Here is a 15,710-nt window from a genome sequence, read left to right as displayed (position 1 = left end):
AAGTAGCAAGGAAGAGGGGCACCCGGCCCCCGCCCGCTCGTCCGCCCGCACCCGGCCCCGCCTAGAACCAGGTCGCGGGCCGGACCTTGTTGGCCATGTCCACCAGGGCGAACCGGTGCCTGGCGTACGGGGCGACGCGGGCCTGTTCCCGCAGCGTGATCGCCAGGCCGCGGCGGAGTCCGCGGAGGCTGAACGTGTACTCGAAGAGCGGCATCGTGGAGTCGGCGCGGCGCAGGTTGTTGGCGCGGAGGTAGGTCAGCGCGGCGCGGAGGACAAACACCTTGATCTGCAGGAAGCGCGGCTCGGTGTTGGGGATCTGGTCCAGGCGGCGGGCGGCGCGGCGGATGCGGGACTCGGTCAGGTCGCGGGAGACGAGGCAGAGGATGGCGGTGAGCTGGGCCATCCGGTTGTGGCGCGACGAGTTGGGCACCTTGTCCAGGGCGGCGACGGCGAGTTCGACCTCGCCCTCGTTCATGAGCTGGCGGGCTAGGCCGAAGGCGGAGGACACCGTGGTGGGGTTGGTCACCCAGACCAGGGCGTAGAGGCGCATGGAGTGGAAGCGCAGCATGGCGGGGTCGTTGGTGATCAGGCCCCACTCCCGGTCCAGGAGGCCGCGGTCGTGGAGGTCCTCGAAGAAGGATTGGTCCACGTCGTCGAGTTTGGAGCGGAGGCCGGCGGAGGCGCGCGCGAGGGCGTCGTTAAGCAATGGCTCCTCGTGGAGGCCGAGGTGTTGGAGCATGAGCTCGTTGACGGCGGCGATGGCGAGCTTGGGGGCGGCCTCGCCAGGGAGGAAGGCGAGGACGCGGGCGAAGTCGCGCTGGGCTGCGGCGTAGTCGCCGAGCAGGGTGTTGACCACGCCGAAGTACCAGTAGAAACGCCAGTTGCCGGCGAGGCGGGAGCTCATGCTGGCCAGCCACGTTTGGGCCTGCTGGGTCAGGCCGAGGTCCAGCATGGAGCGGACGACGCCGAACGGGATTTCCAGCGACTGCTGGTACTGGTCCGTCTGCATCGCCTGGCGCAGCGTTTCCAGGGTTTCCTGCGGCTCGGTGTAGGAGGAGCCCTGGAGCATGCCGGCGCCGACGTCGTCGCGGTTGATCAGCGGGGTGGGCAGCGCGGAGACGACTTCCTGGGGCGTGATTTCGACGGTGCGGGTGATGCCGTCGATGAGCTGGTCGGTGCGGAAGACCAGGTGCTTCGTGCCGAAGGTGGTACGTTGCGGCGAGAACTGGGATTGCTGGGCGGGGAAGGTGCGGCCGTCGCGAATTGCCAGGATCTCGCGCAGCACGCCGAGCAACTGCGCCTGCAGCTCTTGGACGGAGCTGTAGCGCTTCGCCGGCTCGGGCTCGCAGCAGCGCATGATCACGCGGTAGAGCGAGATGTAGCGGCGGAACAACGGCTCCTCGGTGGGGGTGGGGATGTGGCGCTTGTACACGCCGTCGACCTGCGGCAACTCCACAACCAGCGCGGCGAGCGTGCGCCCGATGGTGTAGATGTCGGAGTGGACGGACGGCCCCTCCGAGGCCACCTCGGGCGCCTGGAAGCCGCGCGTACCGTAGATAAAACCGTAGGCGCCGATGCCGGAGACCGCGCCCAGGTCGATGAGCTTGACCTGGTCCTCCGTGACGATGATGTTGTCCGGCTTCAGGTCGTTGTACACCACGCCGCGCGAGTGCAGGTACCCCAGCGCCGGCAGCACCTCGAGCATGTAGCCGATCGCCACGTCGGGCGGCAGCTTGTGGTCGGGCTGCTCGTTGCAGCGCGTGCGCAGCGACGGCCCACCCACGTACTCCATCACGATGAAGCCGCTGGTCACGCGGGGGTCGTCGATGAAGTTGAAGATCTTCACAATCCCCGGGTGCGTGATGTCCGCCAGGAACTCGCGTTCGGCCTCGGCGGCCGCCGCCTCATCAGCGCTTTTCGACGAGTGCAGCCCCTTCAGCACGACCACCCGCTCCGCCACGTTGTGGTCTTGGGCCAGGTAGATCCAGCCCATGCCGCCGTGGGCAATCACGCCCATGATCTCGTACTGGCCGGCGACGATGTCGCCCGGGTGCAGGGCCGGGGCGGGGATGCCCTTCTCCACCTCCGCGGTGCGCGGGTCTTTGAGCGCCTTCTGCGGTTCGGTCGGCTCGACCCAGGGCAGCTTCACCATGCCGTCAGCGACGGTGCGGTCGTCGCGCCGGGTGCCGCGCAGCTCGCGGAATGTGTCCAGCGCCAGCTTGCGCGAGCGCGACGAGGTCTCCTCCTTCACCGATCCTTTGCGCAGGTCGTCGAGGTCTTTGAGCAGGCCGGCCATCTCGCCGAGCCCGGAGAAGTCTGCCTCGTCTTCGTCCTCGTCATCGTCGGCGAACGGGTCGAACGCCACGGCCTCGGTGCCGGGGTCGGTGTCGTCGGCGAATGGGTCGAAGGCGACGGCTTCGGTCGCAGGGCCGGCGTCGGTCGGCGGGGCGTCCTCGGGGTCGCGTTTGGGGGTCGGGTCGCTCACTGCTCCTCCTCTTCGCGGTACATCAGGGGCGGCGGGGTGGGCTCGGCCAGCGAGCCGCCGAGCCAGCGGTGGTGCATCGCCGACCACGTGCCGTTGGCGCGGATGCGCTCGATAGTGTGGTTCACGGCCCGGACCAGGTCGTCGTGGCCCTTCTGCACGCCGACGGCGTAGAGCTGCCGGGCCAGCGACTCCGAGACGATCTCGGCGTGGGGGTCCTGAGCGGCCATGCCGGCGAGGATGGCATCGTCGGCAAGCACTGCGTCCGCCTGGAACTGCTGGGTGGCCATGAGGCAGTCCGACCACGATCGGGTGCGCAGGACCTCGGACTCCGGGGCGACGGTGCGCGCGAGGTTGAGCAGATTGGTGCCGTCGACAATGCAGACGCGCATGCCCGCGAGGTCATCCAGGCTCTCGATGCCGCGGTCGCGCGGGGCGAGCAGGCGCACGTACGAGATCATGTACGGGGTGGAGAAGGAAACCTTTTGCGTGCGTTCCTTGGTGAGGGACATGGTGCGGATCACCACGTCCACCGCACCGGACTGCAGCATCTTCGAGCGCGAGGCGGACTCCACGAAGCGGAAGTCGACTTTCTCCGGGTCGCCGAGGATGTCGGCCGCGATCTCGCGGGCGAGGTCGACCTCGAAGCCTCGCAAGTCGCCTGCCGACGTATCGCGGTAGGACAACAGGTACTGCGATTGGTCAATGCCCACGATGAGGCGGTCGCGGTTGCGGATCTGCTCCAGCGAGCCGCCGATGCCGTCCTCCTCGTCGTGGGGACGCAGCGAGCCCTGCCAGTCGAAGTCCGCGGTGGCGAACTCGCCCTCCGGTGCGATCCCGGGCGGGTCCAGGATCGCGCCCGGCGGCAGCGGGAGGCCCTCGTACGTGGGCTCCGGGTCGCTCGGCGGGGTCGGGGAGGGCTTGGGCGCGGGGGCGCAAGCGGACAGGGCGAGCGCGGCGGCGGTGGCGGCGGCGGTGACGCGGCGGGAAGTGTTCACAGGAATTCTCCGATCCTGCGGCGGATACCAATCCAGATGCACACCACCGCGAGCAGCGACAGGAGCGCGACCGCGCCCGAGACCAGACGGGTCGCGTCGAGGGAGGCGGTGATGTACTCGCGCGTGGACACGCGCGACAGCGTGATCAGGTCCTGTAGGTCCGCGTCCAGTTCGCGGTACGCCGACGCGCCGACGTCGCCGGCCTTCTCGGCCCCCGGCTCCGTGCCGGTGAGGAGGACCACGGCCTCTTGGTACTGCCCGGCGTCAATAGCGGCGAGGAGGGCGTCGTGGTTGGAGGACCACTCGTTGAGGGACTCGTGGGCGGAGGCGATCGTCTCTTCGGCCGGGACCTGGCCGTCCTGCGCTTCCACGCCCCGCGCGTTGCGCAGCGCGGGCGTGTCGCGCGCGTCCAGCGCGTTCTCCGCGGCGCCGAGCGCGTCCTTCACCCGCTGGTGCGTCGAATCAAAGGAGCGCGAGGACTGTGCCACGGACTGCCGCCGCAGCAGCGCGAACGTTTCGTCGGTGCGGGCCTCTTGGGCGTCGATACGCGCGGCCGTCAGCTGCTCCCACGGCTCTGCCGCCCGCGCGAAGCCGACCACGCCCGCCTGCCACAGCTGCAGGTTGGACACGACCACCCACAGGATCGCCACCACCATGGACGCGGTGGCGACGAGGAAGCCGCGGTTGAGGCGGCGCCGGAACGTGCGCCACAGCCACCACTGCGCCAGGAGCAGGAAGAACAGGGCGGCGAAGAGCCCCGACAACGGCACGAGCTGGGGCGCGGACAGCCGGGCCATCTCGCGGGCGACCTGGCGTTGTGTGAGTTTGTAGAGGCGGTCGGCGTCGCTAAGCATGTGCTCGCGCATGATGCCGGAGGCCTCGGACATGTACGCGACGCCCACCGGGTTGCCCATCCGCTGGTTCACCAGGGCGCGCTCCATGAGCGCGGAGTAGATGGGGATCTGGCGCTGGATGGAGGTGACCAGGCGCTCGATCTCCGCGCCGTCCTGCCCGTTCTCCGTCTCCACCGAGCCGCGGAAGACGTCGTTGGAGGCGGAGACCGCGCGGTCCAGCGAGCCCAGGTACAGGTCCATTTCCTCCTGCGTGAGCATGCCCGGCTGGACAAAGCCGGTGGTGGCGACGGTGTCTGCCTGCGACAGCGAGGTGAACAGCAGGTGCGCCGAGTTACTCATCGGCTCCGTGGCCGTGACCAGGGTGTCCAGCGAGTCCTGCCGCTTGGACATGGAGCTACTCATCGCCGCGCCCGCCGCCAGCAGGGCGAGCGTGAGCACCAGCATCATCGCGATGAGCTTGCCGGGCGTGGTGGCGAGGAAGCTCGCGCCGCGCCGGGCCATGCGCGCCGGGCCCGTGGCGTAGTCGCGCACGATCGCGCCGAACGTGCGGCGGGTGGGGACGCGCTCGAGCTCGTCCAGCCACGCGTCATCAGACGTCGGCGCGGCCCCCTCCTGGGCCGTGCCGGGCAGCTGCACGTTGTGGCTCATTCCCCAAGAATAACGTGTCTGTCTACAGTGGGGGCATGCTTGGCGACGGAAACGGATGGGTCATCGGACCCCACGGTGAAAAGTACTGGGGCAAATTCGGGGCGGCTGGCCTCTTCCTACAGGCAGGCGACGCAATCCTGATGCAGCACCGCGCCGCATGGACCGCGCAGGGCGACACGTGGGGCATCCCCGGCGGCGCGCGCGATTCGCACGAAACCGCCAGCGAGGCCGCGCTGCGCGAAACGGTGGAGGAGTGCGGCATCGACCCGGACCGCGTGCGCCCGCTCGAGGAAGTGATCACGTTTGAGGTCCCCGGCTGGGCGTACACCACCGTCATCGCGCGCACCGACGACGGCGCCCAGCTGCCGGTCACGGCGAACGAGGAGAGCGAGGAGCTGCGCTGGGTTCCGCTGGGCGCGCTCCGCGAGCTGCCCCTCCATCCGGGGTTCGCTGCCGCGCTGGATCACCTTATCGGGCATACTGAACCGCATGATTAAAGTACAGGGACTGACCAAGCATTACGGTCCGGTCCGGGCCGTCGATGACCTCACCTTCACCGTCAAACCTGGCGTGGTCACCGGCTTTCTCGGCCCAAACGGATCGGGCAAGTCGACGACGATGCGGATGATCCTCGGCCTGGACACGCCGACCGCGGGCAGTGCGCTTATCGACGACACGTTGTACCAGCACCTCCCCAACCCCACCCACCGCGTGGGCGCTTTGCTGGACGCGAAGGGCATCCACCCGAACCGCTCGGCGCGCAACGCGCTGTTCTGGCAGGCGCAGGCGGCGGGGCTGTCGAAGCAGCGCGTCGACGAGGTCCTCGGACTGGTCGGCCTGACCGACGTGGCGGACAAGAAGGTCCGCGGCTTCTCGCTCGGCATGGGCCAGCGCCTGGGCATCGCGGCCGCACTGCTGGGCGACCCCGAGTACCTCATCCTTGACGAGCCGGTCAACGGCCTCGACCCCGAAGGCATCCGCTGGGTCCGCAGCCTGCTGCGCCGGCTTGCCGACGAGGGGCGCACCATCCTCGTGTCCTCGCACATCCTGTCCGAAATGGCGCAGACCGCCGACAACCTGGTGGTCATCGGCCGCGGCCGGCTGGTGGCGGACACGTCGGTGCACGAGTTCATCGCGTCGAACTCCAACGTCACCACCGTCGTGCGCACCGCCACCGTCGCGGACATGAAGGGCCTGAGCGCCGCAATCGGCCAGGCCGGTGCGCGGGTGCAGCGTGGCGCGGATAGTGCGCAGCGCGAAGTGCTGGAAATCCCCGACCTGACCAGCGACGAGGTCGGCCGCATCGCCCACGAGGCGGGCGTGCAGCTGGCGGAGCTGACTGAGCGCCGCGCCTCGCTGGAGGACGCGTACATGCACTCGACCATGGACAAGGCCCAATACGTCGCACCGGAGGGAAATCGTGCTTAATCTGATCAACGCCGAATGGACCAAGCTGCGCACCACCGCGTCGTTCTACGCGTGCACGATCGTGGCGCTCGTGCTCTCGCTGCTCAACGCCGCGCTCACCGGCTGGATCTACAACACGATGTCGTTCCCGAAGCCATTGACGACGGCAGCCGTCATCACCGTCGTACTCTCCATGTACACGCTGGTGCAGACCTCAATGATGGTGACCACGGAATACCGGTTCGGCATGGCCGCCACCAACTTCCGGGTCGCGCCGAAGCGCTGGCAGCTCGCCCTGGCCAAGCTGATTCTTGGCGCGGTGCTCGTCGCCGTGGTGTCGTTGGTGAGCCTCGTCCTCGGCTTCGCGGTGGCGGACCTGGTGGACAACAACCCGGTCGGCTGGGCCAGCAACTCGTTCGTGCACCGGGCGCTGTGGGCTGTCCCGCTTGGCGAGGCACTCCTCGCCGTCCTCGTCCAAGGCGTCGGCTGGCTGCTCCGCAACACTGCAGTCACGGTCTGCGCCGGGCTGCTCATGATGCTGCTTGTGGAGCGAGTCCTGCCCGTCATCCCCAAGATCGGCGAGCACGTCGACCGGTTCCTGCCGTTCAAGGACCTCAACGCGTTCATGCTCAACCAGAAGGCGCCGAACGACGACCCGCTCGTCTCCCTCGGCATCTTCGTCGTCTGGGCCCTCGTCGCGTGGGTGGCCGGCGTGGTGCTGCTGCACAAGCGCGACGCGTAAAGGTTTGGTTTTTGTGCCCCTGGGCAGCCGGTTGCGGCTGGTCGGGGGCTTATTTGGTGGGGTCTTGCGGGGTGGGCGTGAGAGATTTCCTGGGACCGAGGCATGGGAGCGGCGTTTCCCCAGGTCGCGACGAATTGGGTAGGCGGCGAACCGGAAATTTTACGCATTCTCGTCATCGAGCGCCCCGCCTACTGCAGCGCGGAGGTCAGCTTCATCACGTTGTCCACGTAGCGGCGGTACCAGGGTCGGCGGTTCCATCGCTCCGGGGTGAGTTCTCTGGAGACGGATAGGTAGGTGTCGGCGAGGCGGTGCAGGTCGCGGAGGAGGCTGCCCTCGGCGACGAAGAGGCTGGACTCGTAGTTGAGGGAGAAGGAGCGGATGTCCATGTTGGAGGAACCAACGATGGCCACCGGCCGCCCAACCCCAGAACCAGAACCACCCCCCGGATCCGCCAGCGCGAACTTGGTGTGCAGCACGTAGGGGGCGGGGAACTCCCAGATGTGCACGCCTGCGTCGAGAAGCTGCTCGTAATAGGAGGATTGGGCGTGGTTGACCATGAACTGGTCGGCCTTTTCGCCGACGAGGAGGTCGACGCGGATGCCTCGGTAGCAGGCGGTGGTCACAGCTTCCAGCAGCGATTCGTCGGGGACGAAATAGGGGGAGCAGAGGATGAGGCGCTCGTTGGCGTGGTGGATGAGGGAGTTGAAGCTGCGCAGGTTGGGCTCGGTCTGGTAGCCGGGGCCGGAGGGGAGGAGCTGGACTAGGTTGACGTCCTCGCCGTGGGGGCTGGGGAGGGACGCGGGGGTGTGGAGGTCGATCAGCTCGCCGGATTCGGTGTACCAGTCGACGGCGAAGAGTGACTCCATGGAGGCGACGATGGGGCCCTCGAGCTCGATGAAGGTGTCCACCCACTGGCGTCCGGCGCGGCGGTGGTTGGGCATGAGGTAGCCGCGGTCGATGAGGTTGAGGGAGCCGATGAAGCCGACGCGGCCGTCGATGACCACGAGCTTGCGGTGGTTGCGCAGGTCGGGGCGCCGGAAGCGGCCGCGCAGCAGGTTGAGGGGCAGCATGAGGTGCCAGTCGATGCCAGCGTCGGTGAGCCGGCGCTTCAGGGTCCGGAAGTGCGGGTACTTCATGGAGCCGATGTGGTCGAAGAGGAGGCGGACGTGGACGCCGCGCTGCACGGCCCGCTCCATCGCCTCGAAGACGGGGCCGGTGGTCTGGTCCCACGCCACGGCGTAGATTTCGACGTCGACGTAGGAGGTGGCGGCGTCGATAAGCGTTGCGAGGCGGCGCATGACTAGTTCGTAGTCGGTCCAGGTGTGGCGGACGCGGCTGTATTCGGCGGGGAAGCCGGTGAGCTCGCGGTTGAGCCGGATCATCGACGCCGCGTCGGGGGCCAGGCGAGCGTCGGCGGGGTGGTCGGGCGTGCGCGTGTAGATGTCGTTGAGGGCGGCGGTGGCGCGCTGCTGGATGCGGTGGCGGCGGCGCGAGACCAGTGTCGAGCCCATCAGCAGGTAGAGGGGCAGGCCGACGATGGGCAGCAGGAGGATGAGCAGCAGCCACGCGTTCGCGGACGCCGGGCGCCGGTTCTCCGGCACGATGCCGATCATGACGAACTTGATCGCGTAGTCAATGGTCATGGCAACGAGCTGCCAGACCGAGAGGTCGAACGAGAACGTCATCGCACTTGGTCGATGTCCAGGCCGTGCGTGTCGTAATCCACGATCACGGGCGCGTGGTCGGAGGCGCCGGTGCCGCGGCGCTCGTCCACGTCCACCCAGGCGCGGGTCGCCTTCGCCGCGAGCGGCGCGGTGGCCAGCTGGAAGTCAATGAGCATCCCCTCGTTGCGCGGGAAGCGGCCTGACTTGTAGTCCCAGAACGAGTAGAGGTCATCGTGCGTGATCTGGGTCAGCCCCGTCTCCTCCAGCATCTGGAACGCGGCGCGCTCCGGCTCCGTGACGTGCGTTTTGCCGTCGAACCAGTCGATGTCCCACACGTTTTCGTCGCGAGGCGCGATGTTGAAGTCGCCGGTGAGCACCTGCAGGTCGCCGGGCCGCACCGTGTCCTGCAGCGAGTAGAGGAACTGCAGCTTGTAGTCGTAGTGCGGGTCGCCGATCTCGCGGCCATTCGGCACGTACAGGCTCCACACCTCGACGCCGCCGCAGTCCGCGCCGACGGCCCGCGCCTCCAGCTCCGGCTCGCCCTTCTTGGCAAAGCGGGGCTGCCGCTCGAAGTGGTCGCGCACGTGCTCGAGCCCGACCCGCGAGGCGATCGCCACCCCGTTCCACTGGTTGTGCCCCACGTGCGCGACTTCGTAGCCCGCCGCCTGAAACGTGGAGTAGGGGAACTTGGCGTCCGCCGTCTTCGTCTCCTGCATGGTCAGCACGTCCACGTCCTGCCGCTCGAGGAATGCGGCGATGCGATCGGCGCGCGTCCGCACCGAGTTGACGTTCCAAGTGGCAATTCGCATGCCCACCACCTTAGCGTTTTCGGGGGCAGTGCTTATCGACGCCACGTCCACCCCGCCCGACTCACCCCAACGACCGGGCGTACCGGTGCCGGTGGTGCTCCAGGAACCCCAGCTTGTGGTACATCGCCAGCGCAGCCGTGTTGCTCACGCGCGTCTGCAGGTAGGCGCGCTCGGCGCCCTGTTGCGCGCCCCACGCGAGCAGCTGCCGGGTGAGTTGGGTGCCCAGGCCCTGGCGGCGGCAGTCCTCGGGGACCTCCACGGCAGAGTAGCCGAGCCAGGTGCGCCCGTCGTCGGACTCTGTAAGCGTCGCGCGGGTGACGGCGACGGTTCGCCCGCCCCGCTCGAGCCGGGCGAAGGCGATGCGGCCTTCGATGTGCGACGCCAGGTCGAGCACCGCGTCTTCCGGCAGCGCGGCGCCCCGGAAGTGGTACATGGCGAGCCATTCGGCGTCGGGCGTGTCGTCGACGCGGAAGTCCGCGCCCGCGGGTTCGGCGGGGGCGTCCTCGCACGGCGCCGTCATGACCAGGATTTCCTCGCCAAGCTCCCACCGGTCCGGGTGTCCCTCGATGAGGCGCAGCGCCGGTTTGCCGATGCGCTCCGGCACCAGCAGCTGCACCGGCATGTTGCGCTCGGCGTAGAACTCGCGGAGCGCGTCGAGTGGGACGGGCTGCAGGGCGGCGGAGTGGCCGATGGGGGCGGCGGAGTTGGATCGCTCGGCGATTTCGGCACCGGAGCGGGCGAGCCAGCCGTCGATAAGCTGCTGCTCCTGGCCCGGAAAGGCGCGCGCGGTGGCGGTTTCGATCGCGCGGATGTCGGAGTTGCGGACGGTGCGCGGCGACAGTTTTTTGATGATGTGGACGTCCCGAATCTCGACCGCGTCCTTGAACGACGGGAAGCCGCCGACCTCCTGCGGGCGGATGACCAGCGGGTTGAGGCTGAGGACGTGGCCGATGACGTCGCTGGCCATCTCGCCGCGGCGCTGGCGCACGACCACGCGGTCGCCGACGGCCACCTCGTCGGAGCGGAAGATGCGCGACATTACGCCGGACGGCGCACGAGGAAGAGGCCGCCTGCCGTGAGCAGCAGCGCCAGCACGATCAGGTTGAGCATCGGCGTGCCGGTCTCGGCGAGGTCACCCTCGCGCTCGTCCTCCTCGGTGGTGGTGGAGGCGGAGCGGGTGCTGCTGGTCGTGCGCGTGGTGGTCGACGACTTGGTCGAGGAGCTCGCCGACGTCGTGCGGTTGTGCAGGATCGCGGTTGCCGAGGTGCTCTCGGATGTGCTGCTCGAGGAGCTCGTCGTGCTCGACGCGGTCCCCGTGGTCGTCTCCGCCGCCGAGCTGGTGGACGATGAGGTCTCGGAGCTGCTGGTGGTGCTCGACTCGCTCGAGGTGGAGGACGAGGTCGTCTCGTCGTCTTCGTCCTCGTCGTCCTCTTCGTCACTGTCCGCGAGCACGTTCGCGCGGTACCGCACGTTGGGCTCCTCGGTCGCTGCGGTTGCTTCGGTCGCTTCCGGCTCAGCGCTCGCGCTTGTCGACGCTTCCGTCGACCCCGTCACCGTCGTCGGCTCCTCCGCGCGTTTCACCTCGGTGGTGGCGTGGGTGGACTCCGGCGCGCAGTCGAAAGCGATGCGCTTGTCGCCCTGCTCGGAGCGCTCGACCGTGTCCATGGCAGTCGTGCCGAGCAGGCCGCCCAGACCGGTGTCGCCGGCGACGAGGCCGGGGAGGCAGACCGCTTCATCGTCGCCGAGCACCTCGGTGCGCAGCTCGCGGACCGTCTGGCGGTCCTCCTTGATGGCGTCTGCCGCCTCGGTGAAGGCTTTCTTGTCTTCCTTGCTCAGGGGCGTGCCGGACTCCTCGGCCTCCTGCTCCGCGTGTGCGCGCAGTTCGCGCAGGTCATCGGCGGCGTCGATGAGGTCGGTGCGCCACTCCTTGAGGGTGGCGCGGTAGACGTCCTGGGCCTCGACCAGCGCTTCGTCGTCACCGGATTCCTTGGCGGCGTCGATGTCCTCCTGCTGTGCCTCGAGGGTTTCGGAGTGGGAGTTGTGGGACGCGGTGACGTCGATAAGCAACTGCTCCAGCGGCTCCTCGGCCGATGCGAACGGCGCTGCGGCGAGCACAATCGTGCCTGCGGCGATGGCGGCGGTGGTACGCATAAGTTCCTTCCCTCGTGGGCTAGTGGCCGAACGGGTCCTCGTCGGTGCCCGGCAGCCACGTGTTGCCCGGCTCGGTCCAACCATTGGCCTTGATCGCGCGCTTGGCCTCGCGCTTGTAGCGGCCGGTCAGTACGTCGGTGTACACCTTACCGTCAAGGTGGCCCACCTCGTGCTGCAAACAGCGAGCGAAGAAACCTGTTCCCTCGATTGCAATCTCGTTGCCGTGCTCGTCCAGGCCCGTGACCTTGGCCCAGTCCGCGCGGCCGGTGGGGAAGCCCTCGCCCGGGACGGAGAGGCAGCCCTCGTCGTCCTCGCCGTCGTCGCGCGGCATGGTCTTGGGGATCTCGCTGGTCTCCAGCACCGGGTTGATCACGGTGCCGCGGCGCATCTCGTCGCCGTCCGGGCAGTGGTACACAAACAGGCGCAGGTCAACGCCTACCTGGTTGGCGGCCAGGCCGACGCCGTGCGCGGCGTCCATCGTCTCGTGCATATCGGCGATGAGCTCCTGCAGCTCCTCCACGGGCTGCTCCACCTTGCGGGTCGGGTTGTGCAGGACAGGGTCGCCGTAAATCACGATGGGTCGAATCGTCATGCCTACTATATTAAGCATGCTCTCGACGCTTTCCGATTCCGACCGCGAACTCCTCGACTTCGAAGCCCACGCGCCCCGCAGCCTGGGCGCGAAGGAGGAAGCGATCCGGCGAGAGCTCGGGCTGAATCCCACCCGGTACTACCAGCGGTTGAACCTGCTATTGGAGTCGCCGGAGGCGCTCGCGTACGCGCCGCAGCTGGTCCGGAGGCTGCGCGCGGTGCGGGAGGCGCGCGAGATTGGGTAGCGTTTGCGCTTGACGACGATCAGCGCTCGGCGTGTCACACGCGCACCTCTACCTCAAGTATGGCTTGAGGGTTTAGAGTGGCGCATGTGAATACTGTGAACCCTGGTGATGGACATCGCGGACGAGACGAGTTCCCGCGCGAACGTGACAACTACCGTGGCGCCCACCGGCGCGCCGACGAGCCGGAAGAATACGGTGACGGCTACGCCGACGACAGGTACGTAGACGACCGCTACGCCGACGACAGGTACTACGACACAGCGTACGAGGATGCGGAGTACGTAGAGGCGGAGCCGGTCGAGGCCGAGCTGGTTGATGAGGAAGAAGAGCGCCGCGGGGCGCTGGGCGGATCCACCGTGGCCACGGCCGGCGCTGCGGGCGCAGCTGGTGCGGGTGCAGCTGGTTCGCGCGACGCAGCCGCCGCTGGTTCGCGCGACGCCGGCGCTGACTCGCGCGACGCCGCGGCAGCGGGGCTCCCGAAGCGCGGCCTCGGCATGATCCTGCTTGCAGTCGGCGTGTTGCTCGCGCTGTGGGCCGTCTTCGCGCTGAACAAGGGCGATGACTCCCCGAGCAACACTGCTGAAGAGACCCAGAGCAGCCAGGCAAGCAGCGCCGCGCAGCCCAACGGCGCGGGCGAGAACGGTGCCAACAACGGCGCGGCCGCACCGGTGCCGGGCCAGGAAAACGCGGGCCAGGACGGCGACGCGCAGAACCCGGACACCAACAACTCGGATGCGCAGAACCCGGACGCCAACACCCCGGACTCCAACAACCCGGACACCAACGCGAATGGCGATGCCGGCGAGGCCGCCCCCGCTGCGCCCGCTGCTCCCGCTAACAACCCGGCCACCCCGGGCCTGACGGCGCGGGACGCGCAGGTCTACGTCTTTAACAACTCGGGCGTGCCGGAGCTGGCCAACAAGACGGCCGGCGAGCTGGGCGGCCAGTACCACGTGGCCAACCAGTCGCAGGACCCGGCGGCGATGAATATGCCGGAGCAGACGTTCGGCGTGTTCCCGGAGACGTACGTGTTCTACAACCCGCAGGTGGCGGGGGCCGACCAGGTGGCGGCCGATGTGGCGCAGCGCGTCGGCGGCACGCCGCGTGCGAACAACGACCTGCCGGACGGGGAGACCCAGCTGCCGTCGGAGGCCATCCAGAACCGCAACGCGATTACGGTCGTGCTCGCGGGGCGGTAACGGGGGCGTCGATAAGCAATTGCCCTGAAACAAATTGACGAAGTTTCGGGGCACCCCGACTTACACTTGACCACATGGATCCTTATCGCGATTTTGCTCGATCCGCGGAGCCCACGCTGGGCGTGGAGTGGGAGATTTGCGTCGTCGACCCCGAGACGCGCGACCTCGTTCCGCAAGCCGAAAGGGTCATTGAGCAGGTGGAACGCGAGCACCCGGGGACCCGGCTGGAGCGCGAGTTCCTGCAAAACACCATCGAGCTGGTCACCCCGATCTGCCGCAATACTCGCGAGGCGATGGGTGCGCTCAGCGCCGACCTGGGCAAGATCCGCAGCGCCGCGGAGCAGCATGGCCTCCGGTTGTGGGCGAGCGGCGGCCACCCTTTCTCGGACTTCCACGAGCAGCCGCTCAGCCCCAAGCTGACGTACCAGGAGATCATTAACCGCACGCAGTATTGGGGGCAGCAAATGCTGCTCTGGGGCGTGCACTGCCACGTAGGCATCAGCCACGAGGACCGCGTGTGGCCCATCATCAACGCGATCATGGTGCACTACCCGCACCTGCTGGCTATCTCCGCGTCGAGTCCGGGGTGGGACGGCATTGATACCGGCTACGCCTCAAACCGCACCATGCTCTACCAGCAGCTTCCCACCGCGGGCATGCCGTACCAGTTCCGCGACTGGGACGAGTGGGTCGGCTTCATGCGTGACCAGCAGACCTCCGGCGTGATCAGCCATACTGGAAGCATGCACTTCGACGTCCGCCCGGCCGCCAAGTGGGGCACGATCGAGGTGCGCATTAGCGACGCCCCCTCGAACCTCCGCGAACTCGCCGGAATCGTCGCCCTCACGCACTGCCTCGTGGTGTACTACGACAGGAAGCTGTCCGCAGGCGAAGCGCTGCCGACGCTGCAGCCCTGGCACGTCGCCGAAAACAAGTGGCGCGGCGCCCGCTACGGCATGGAGGCGCTCGTGATTACCAGCCGCGACACCGACGAGCGCTGGGTAAAGGATGAGCTGCGCGACATGCTCGTGGAGCTCGCACCCATCGCGGAGGAGCTTGACTGCGTGGAGGAGCTGGAGCTCGTGCGCGAGATCTTGCGCGACGGGGCGGCCTACCAACGACAGCGGAAAATCTACGAGGCAACCGGGGACTGGAAGCGCGTGGTGGACGCGACCTGCGACGAGATGCAGGAGATGCAGCCGCCTCGGTAGCCTAGAGCGGCGACCTGCCAGCGGCGAGCGCTACTCCGCGGGCGCGTCCGGGTTGACGCGGCGCGGGTGGTAGGCGGCCGGTCGGTCGTTGCGGGTGAGCTGGTCCTCGGAACCGTAGAGCCCTTCGCGCCTGGCCACGCGGCCGAGGCGCTGCGCGGTGACCGGGTTGGTCATCAGCGCGAACAGGACCAGGAGCACCAGGATGCCCAGGTCACCGCGCTCGTGCACGGAGAAGCTGGGGGAGCTGACCAGCCGGATGATGGTGCCCACGAACATGAGCAGGAGACCGGTGGTCTGCGGCTTGGTAATCGCGTGGACCCGGGCCAGGGTGGAGCCGAACCGGACGGCGCCGACCGCCGCCGAGAACACCATGAAGGATCCGGGGAGGATGAAGAGGAGGGAGATGGCGTCGAAAAGCATTGCCCAATTCACAGCGAACCATCCCTCTTGCGGAAGCGGGCGACGGAGATGGAGGCGATGAAGCCGAGCAGCGCGATGACCATCATGACGTTGACCACCGTGGTATCCAGCGTCCAGCACACGTAGAGGGCGAGGGCGCACTGGAGGGAGGCGGTGATGGCGTCGTTGCCCAGCAGACGGTCCATGGAGTCGGGGCCGACGATGACGCACCAGGCCAGCAGCAGGAAGCCGATGGCGATGAAGACGGCGGCGATGCAGAGGAAGACGTTGTACAGGGTTGGGTCCATGG

General features: G+C 68.1%; 16 protein-coding genes. 6 read left to right on the top strand and 10 right to left on the bottom strand.

The features are described 5' to 3' along the window. Positions 1–61: 61 nt before the first annotated feature. Genes OVO38_RS08660 through OVO38_RS08650 form a run of 3 tightly spaced genes read right to left on the bottom strand, consistent with a single transcriptional unit; the run spans position 62 to position 4,982 of the window. Complete coding sequence (locus OVO38_RS08660) at positions 62–2,485, bottom strand: serine/threonine protein kinase (RefSeq protein ID WP_267208259.1); 2,424 nt, start codon at positions 2,483–2,485, stop codon at positions 62–64. After that, on the bottom strand, positions 2,482–3,480 hold the full coding sequence (locus OVO38_RS08655) for a glutamate ABC transporter substrate-binding protein (RefSeq protein ID WP_267208258.1): 999 nt from the start codon (positions 3,478–3,480) through the stop codon (positions 2,482–2,484). The genes OVO38_RS08660 and OVO38_RS08655 overlap by 4 nt, the downstream gene beginning before the upstream one ends. After that, positions 3,477–4,982, bottom strand: coding sequence for a hypothetical protein (locus OVO38_RS08650; RefSeq protein ID WP_267208257.1), 1,506 nt, complete (start codon positions 4,980–4,982; stop codon positions 3,477–3,479). The genes OVO38_RS08655 and OVO38_RS08650 overlap by 4 nt, the downstream gene beginning before the upstream one ends. A 35-nt stretch (positions 4,983–5,017) precedes the next feature. On the opposite strand from OVO38_RS08650, the gene OVO38_RS08645 reads away from it, so the two are divergent. From OVO38_RS08645 to OVO38_RS08635, 3 genes are read left to right on the top strand one after another with little or no spacing between them, the layout of a single operon-like run. Continuing rightward, positions 5,018–5,479 (top strand): NUDIX domain-containing protein, encoded by a 462-nt coding sequence (locus OVO38_RS08645; protein ID WP_267208256.1) that lies wholly within the window; start codon positions 5,018–5,020, stop codon positions 5,477–5,479. After that, positions 5,472–6,410: an ABC transporter ATP-binding protein gene (locus OVO38_RS08640; RefSeq protein ID WP_239214129.1), complete on the top strand. Its 939-nt coding sequence runs from the start codon at positions 5,472–5,474 to the stop codon at positions 6,408–6,410. The genes OVO38_RS08645 and OVO38_RS08640 overlap by 8 nt, the downstream gene beginning before the upstream one ends. Further along, positions 6,403–7,131, top strand: coding sequence for an ABC transporter permease (locus OVO38_RS08635; protein WP_158221688.1), 729 nt, complete (start codon positions 6,403–6,405; stop codon positions 7,129–7,131). Before OVO38_RS08640 ends, OVO38_RS08635 begins: the two co-directional genes overlap by 8 nt. 188 nt (positions 7,132–7,319) lie before the next feature. Here the strand turns inward: OVO38_RS08635 and cls are convergent, their stop codons facing one another. The 5 genes from cls to OVO38_RS08610 all read right to left on the bottom strand — a co-directional run bounded on the left by cls (position 7,320) and on the right by OVO38_RS08610 (position 12,347). Further along, positions 7,320–8,816: a cardiolipin synthase gene (gene cls / locus OVO38_RS08630; protein WP_095547825.1), complete on the bottom strand. Its 1,497-nt coding sequence runs from the start codon at positions 8,814–8,816 to the stop codon at positions 7,320–7,322. Next, positions 8,813–9,604, bottom strand: coding sequence for an exodeoxyribonuclease III (locus OVO38_RS08625; RefSeq protein WP_095275623.1), 792 nt, complete (start codon positions 9,602–9,604; stop codon positions 8,813–8,815). The genes cls and OVO38_RS08625 overlap by 4 nt, the downstream gene beginning before the upstream one ends. 61 nt (positions 9,605–9,665) lie before the next feature. Continuing rightward, a complete protein-coding gene (locus OVO38_RS08620) occupies positions 9,666–10,643 on the bottom strand; it encodes a GNAT family N-acetyltransferase (protein ID WP_267208255.1) in 978 nt (325 codons plus the stop codon). Further along, on the bottom strand, positions 10,643–11,755 hold the full coding sequence (locus tag OVO38_RS08615) for a hypothetical protein (protein WP_267208254.1): 1,113 nt from the start codon (positions 11,753–11,755) through the stop codon (positions 10,643–10,645). Before OVO38_RS08615 ends, OVO38_RS08620 begins: the two co-directional genes overlap by 1 nt. A gap of 19 nt (positions 11,756–11,774) precedes the next feature. Next, a complete protein-coding gene (locus OVO38_RS08610) occupies positions 11,775–12,347 on the bottom strand; it encodes a peptide deformylase (RefSeq protein ID WP_207758789.1) in 573 nt (190 codons plus the stop codon). Between the two features lie 16 nt (positions 12,348–12,363). On the opposite strand from OVO38_RS08610, the gene OVO38_RS08605 reads away from it, so the two are divergent. The 3 genes from OVO38_RS08605 to OVO38_RS08595 all read left to right on the top strand — a co-directional run bounded on the left by OVO38_RS08605 (position 12,364) and on the right by OVO38_RS08595 (position 15,001). Then, entirely contained in the window at positions 12,364–12,591 is a 228-nt protein-coding gene (locus OVO38_RS08605) for a DUF3263 domain-containing protein (RefSeq protein WP_233125623.1), read from the top strand. An 86-nt stretch (positions 12,592–12,677) separates the two neighbouring features. Then, the gene (locus OVO38_RS08600) at positions 12,678–13,790 is read left to right on the top strand and encodes a LytR C-terminal domain-containing protein (protein ID WP_267208253.1); all 1,113 of its coding nucleotides are present in this window, start codon (positions 12,678–12,680) and stop codon (positions 13,788–13,790) included. Between the two features lie 74 nt (positions 13,791–13,864). Then, positions 13,865–15,001, top strand: a complete 1,137-nt coding sequence (locus OVO38_RS08595; protein WP_144718570.1) for a glutamate--cysteine ligase — start codon at positions 13,865–13,867, stop codon at positions 14,999–15,001. Positions 15,002–15,031: 30 nt separating this feature from the next. On the opposite strand, the gene OVO38_RS08590 is transcribed toward OVO38_RS08595, so the two are convergent. Together OVO38_RS08590 and OVO38_RS08585 are read right to left on the bottom strand one after the other, a co-directional pair. Continuing rightward, entirely contained in the window at positions 15,032–15,433 is a 402-nt protein-coding gene (locus tag OVO38_RS08590; protein ID WP_095554811.1) for a monovalent cation/H(+) antiporter subunit G, read from the bottom strand. Next, positions 15,430–15,708, bottom strand: coding sequence for a monovalent cation/H+ antiporter complex subunit F (locus OVO38_RS08585; RefSeq protein WP_267208252.1), 279 nt, complete (start codon positions 15,706–15,708; stop codon positions 15,430–15,432). Before OVO38_RS08585 ends, OVO38_RS08590 begins: the two co-directional genes overlap by 4 nt. Positions 15,709–15,710 lie beyond the last annotated feature (2 nt).

The organism is Corynebacterium sp. Marseille-P8863 (assembly GCF_946902955.1).
Classification (GTDB): domain Bacteria; phylum Actinomycetota; class Actinomycetes; order Mycobacteriales; family Mycobacteriaceae; genus Corynebacterium; species Corynebacterium gottingense.
The sequence above is the reverse complement of the archived record's forward strand: the minus strand, read 5'-3'. Positions and strand labels throughout refer to the sequence as shown.

Coding starts and splice junctions, on each gene's coding strand:
- OVO38_RS08650 (WP_267208257.1), bottom strand. CDS start 4,982: ATGAGCCACAACGTGCAGCTGCCCGGCACGGCCCAGGAGGGGGCCGCG.
- OVO38_RS08645 (WP_267208256.1), top strand. CDS start 5,018: ATGCTTGGCGACGGAAACGGATGGGTCATCGGACCCCACGGTGAAAAG.
- OVO38_RS08640 (WP_239214129.1), top strand. CDS start 5,472: ATGATTAAAGTACAGGGACTGACCAAGCATTACGGTCCGGTCCGGGCC.
- cls (WP_095547825.1), bottom strand. CDS start 8,816: ATGACGTTCTCGTTCGACCTCTCGGTCTGGCAGCTCGTTGCCATGACC.
- OVO38_RS08625 (WP_095275623.1), bottom strand. CDS start 9,604: ATGCGAATTGCCACTTGGAACGTCAACTCGGTGCGGACGCGCGCCGAT.
- OVO38_RS08620 (WP_267208255.1), bottom strand. CDS start 10,643: ATGTCGCGCATCTTCCGCTCCGACGAGGTGGCCGTCGGCGACCGCGTG.
- OVO38_RS08615 (WP_267208254.1), bottom strand. CDS start 11,755: ATGCGTACCACCGCCGCCATCGCCGCAGGCACGATTGTGCTCGCCGCA.
- OVO38_RS08610 (WP_207758789.1), bottom strand. CDS start 12,347: ATGACGATTCGACCCATCGTGATTTACGGCGACCCTGTCCTGCACAAC.
- OVO38_RS08605 (WP_233125623.1), top strand. CDS start 12,364: ATGCTCTCGACGCTTTCCGATTCCGACCGCGAACTCCTCGACTTCGAA.
- OVO38_RS08595 (WP_144718570.1), top strand. CDS start 13,865: ATGGATCCTTATCGCGATTTTGCTCGATCCGCGGAGCCCACGCTGGGC.
- OVO38_RS08585 (WP_267208252.1), bottom strand. CDS start 15,708: ATGGACCCAACCCTGTACAACGTCTTCCTCTGCATCGCCGCCGTCTTC.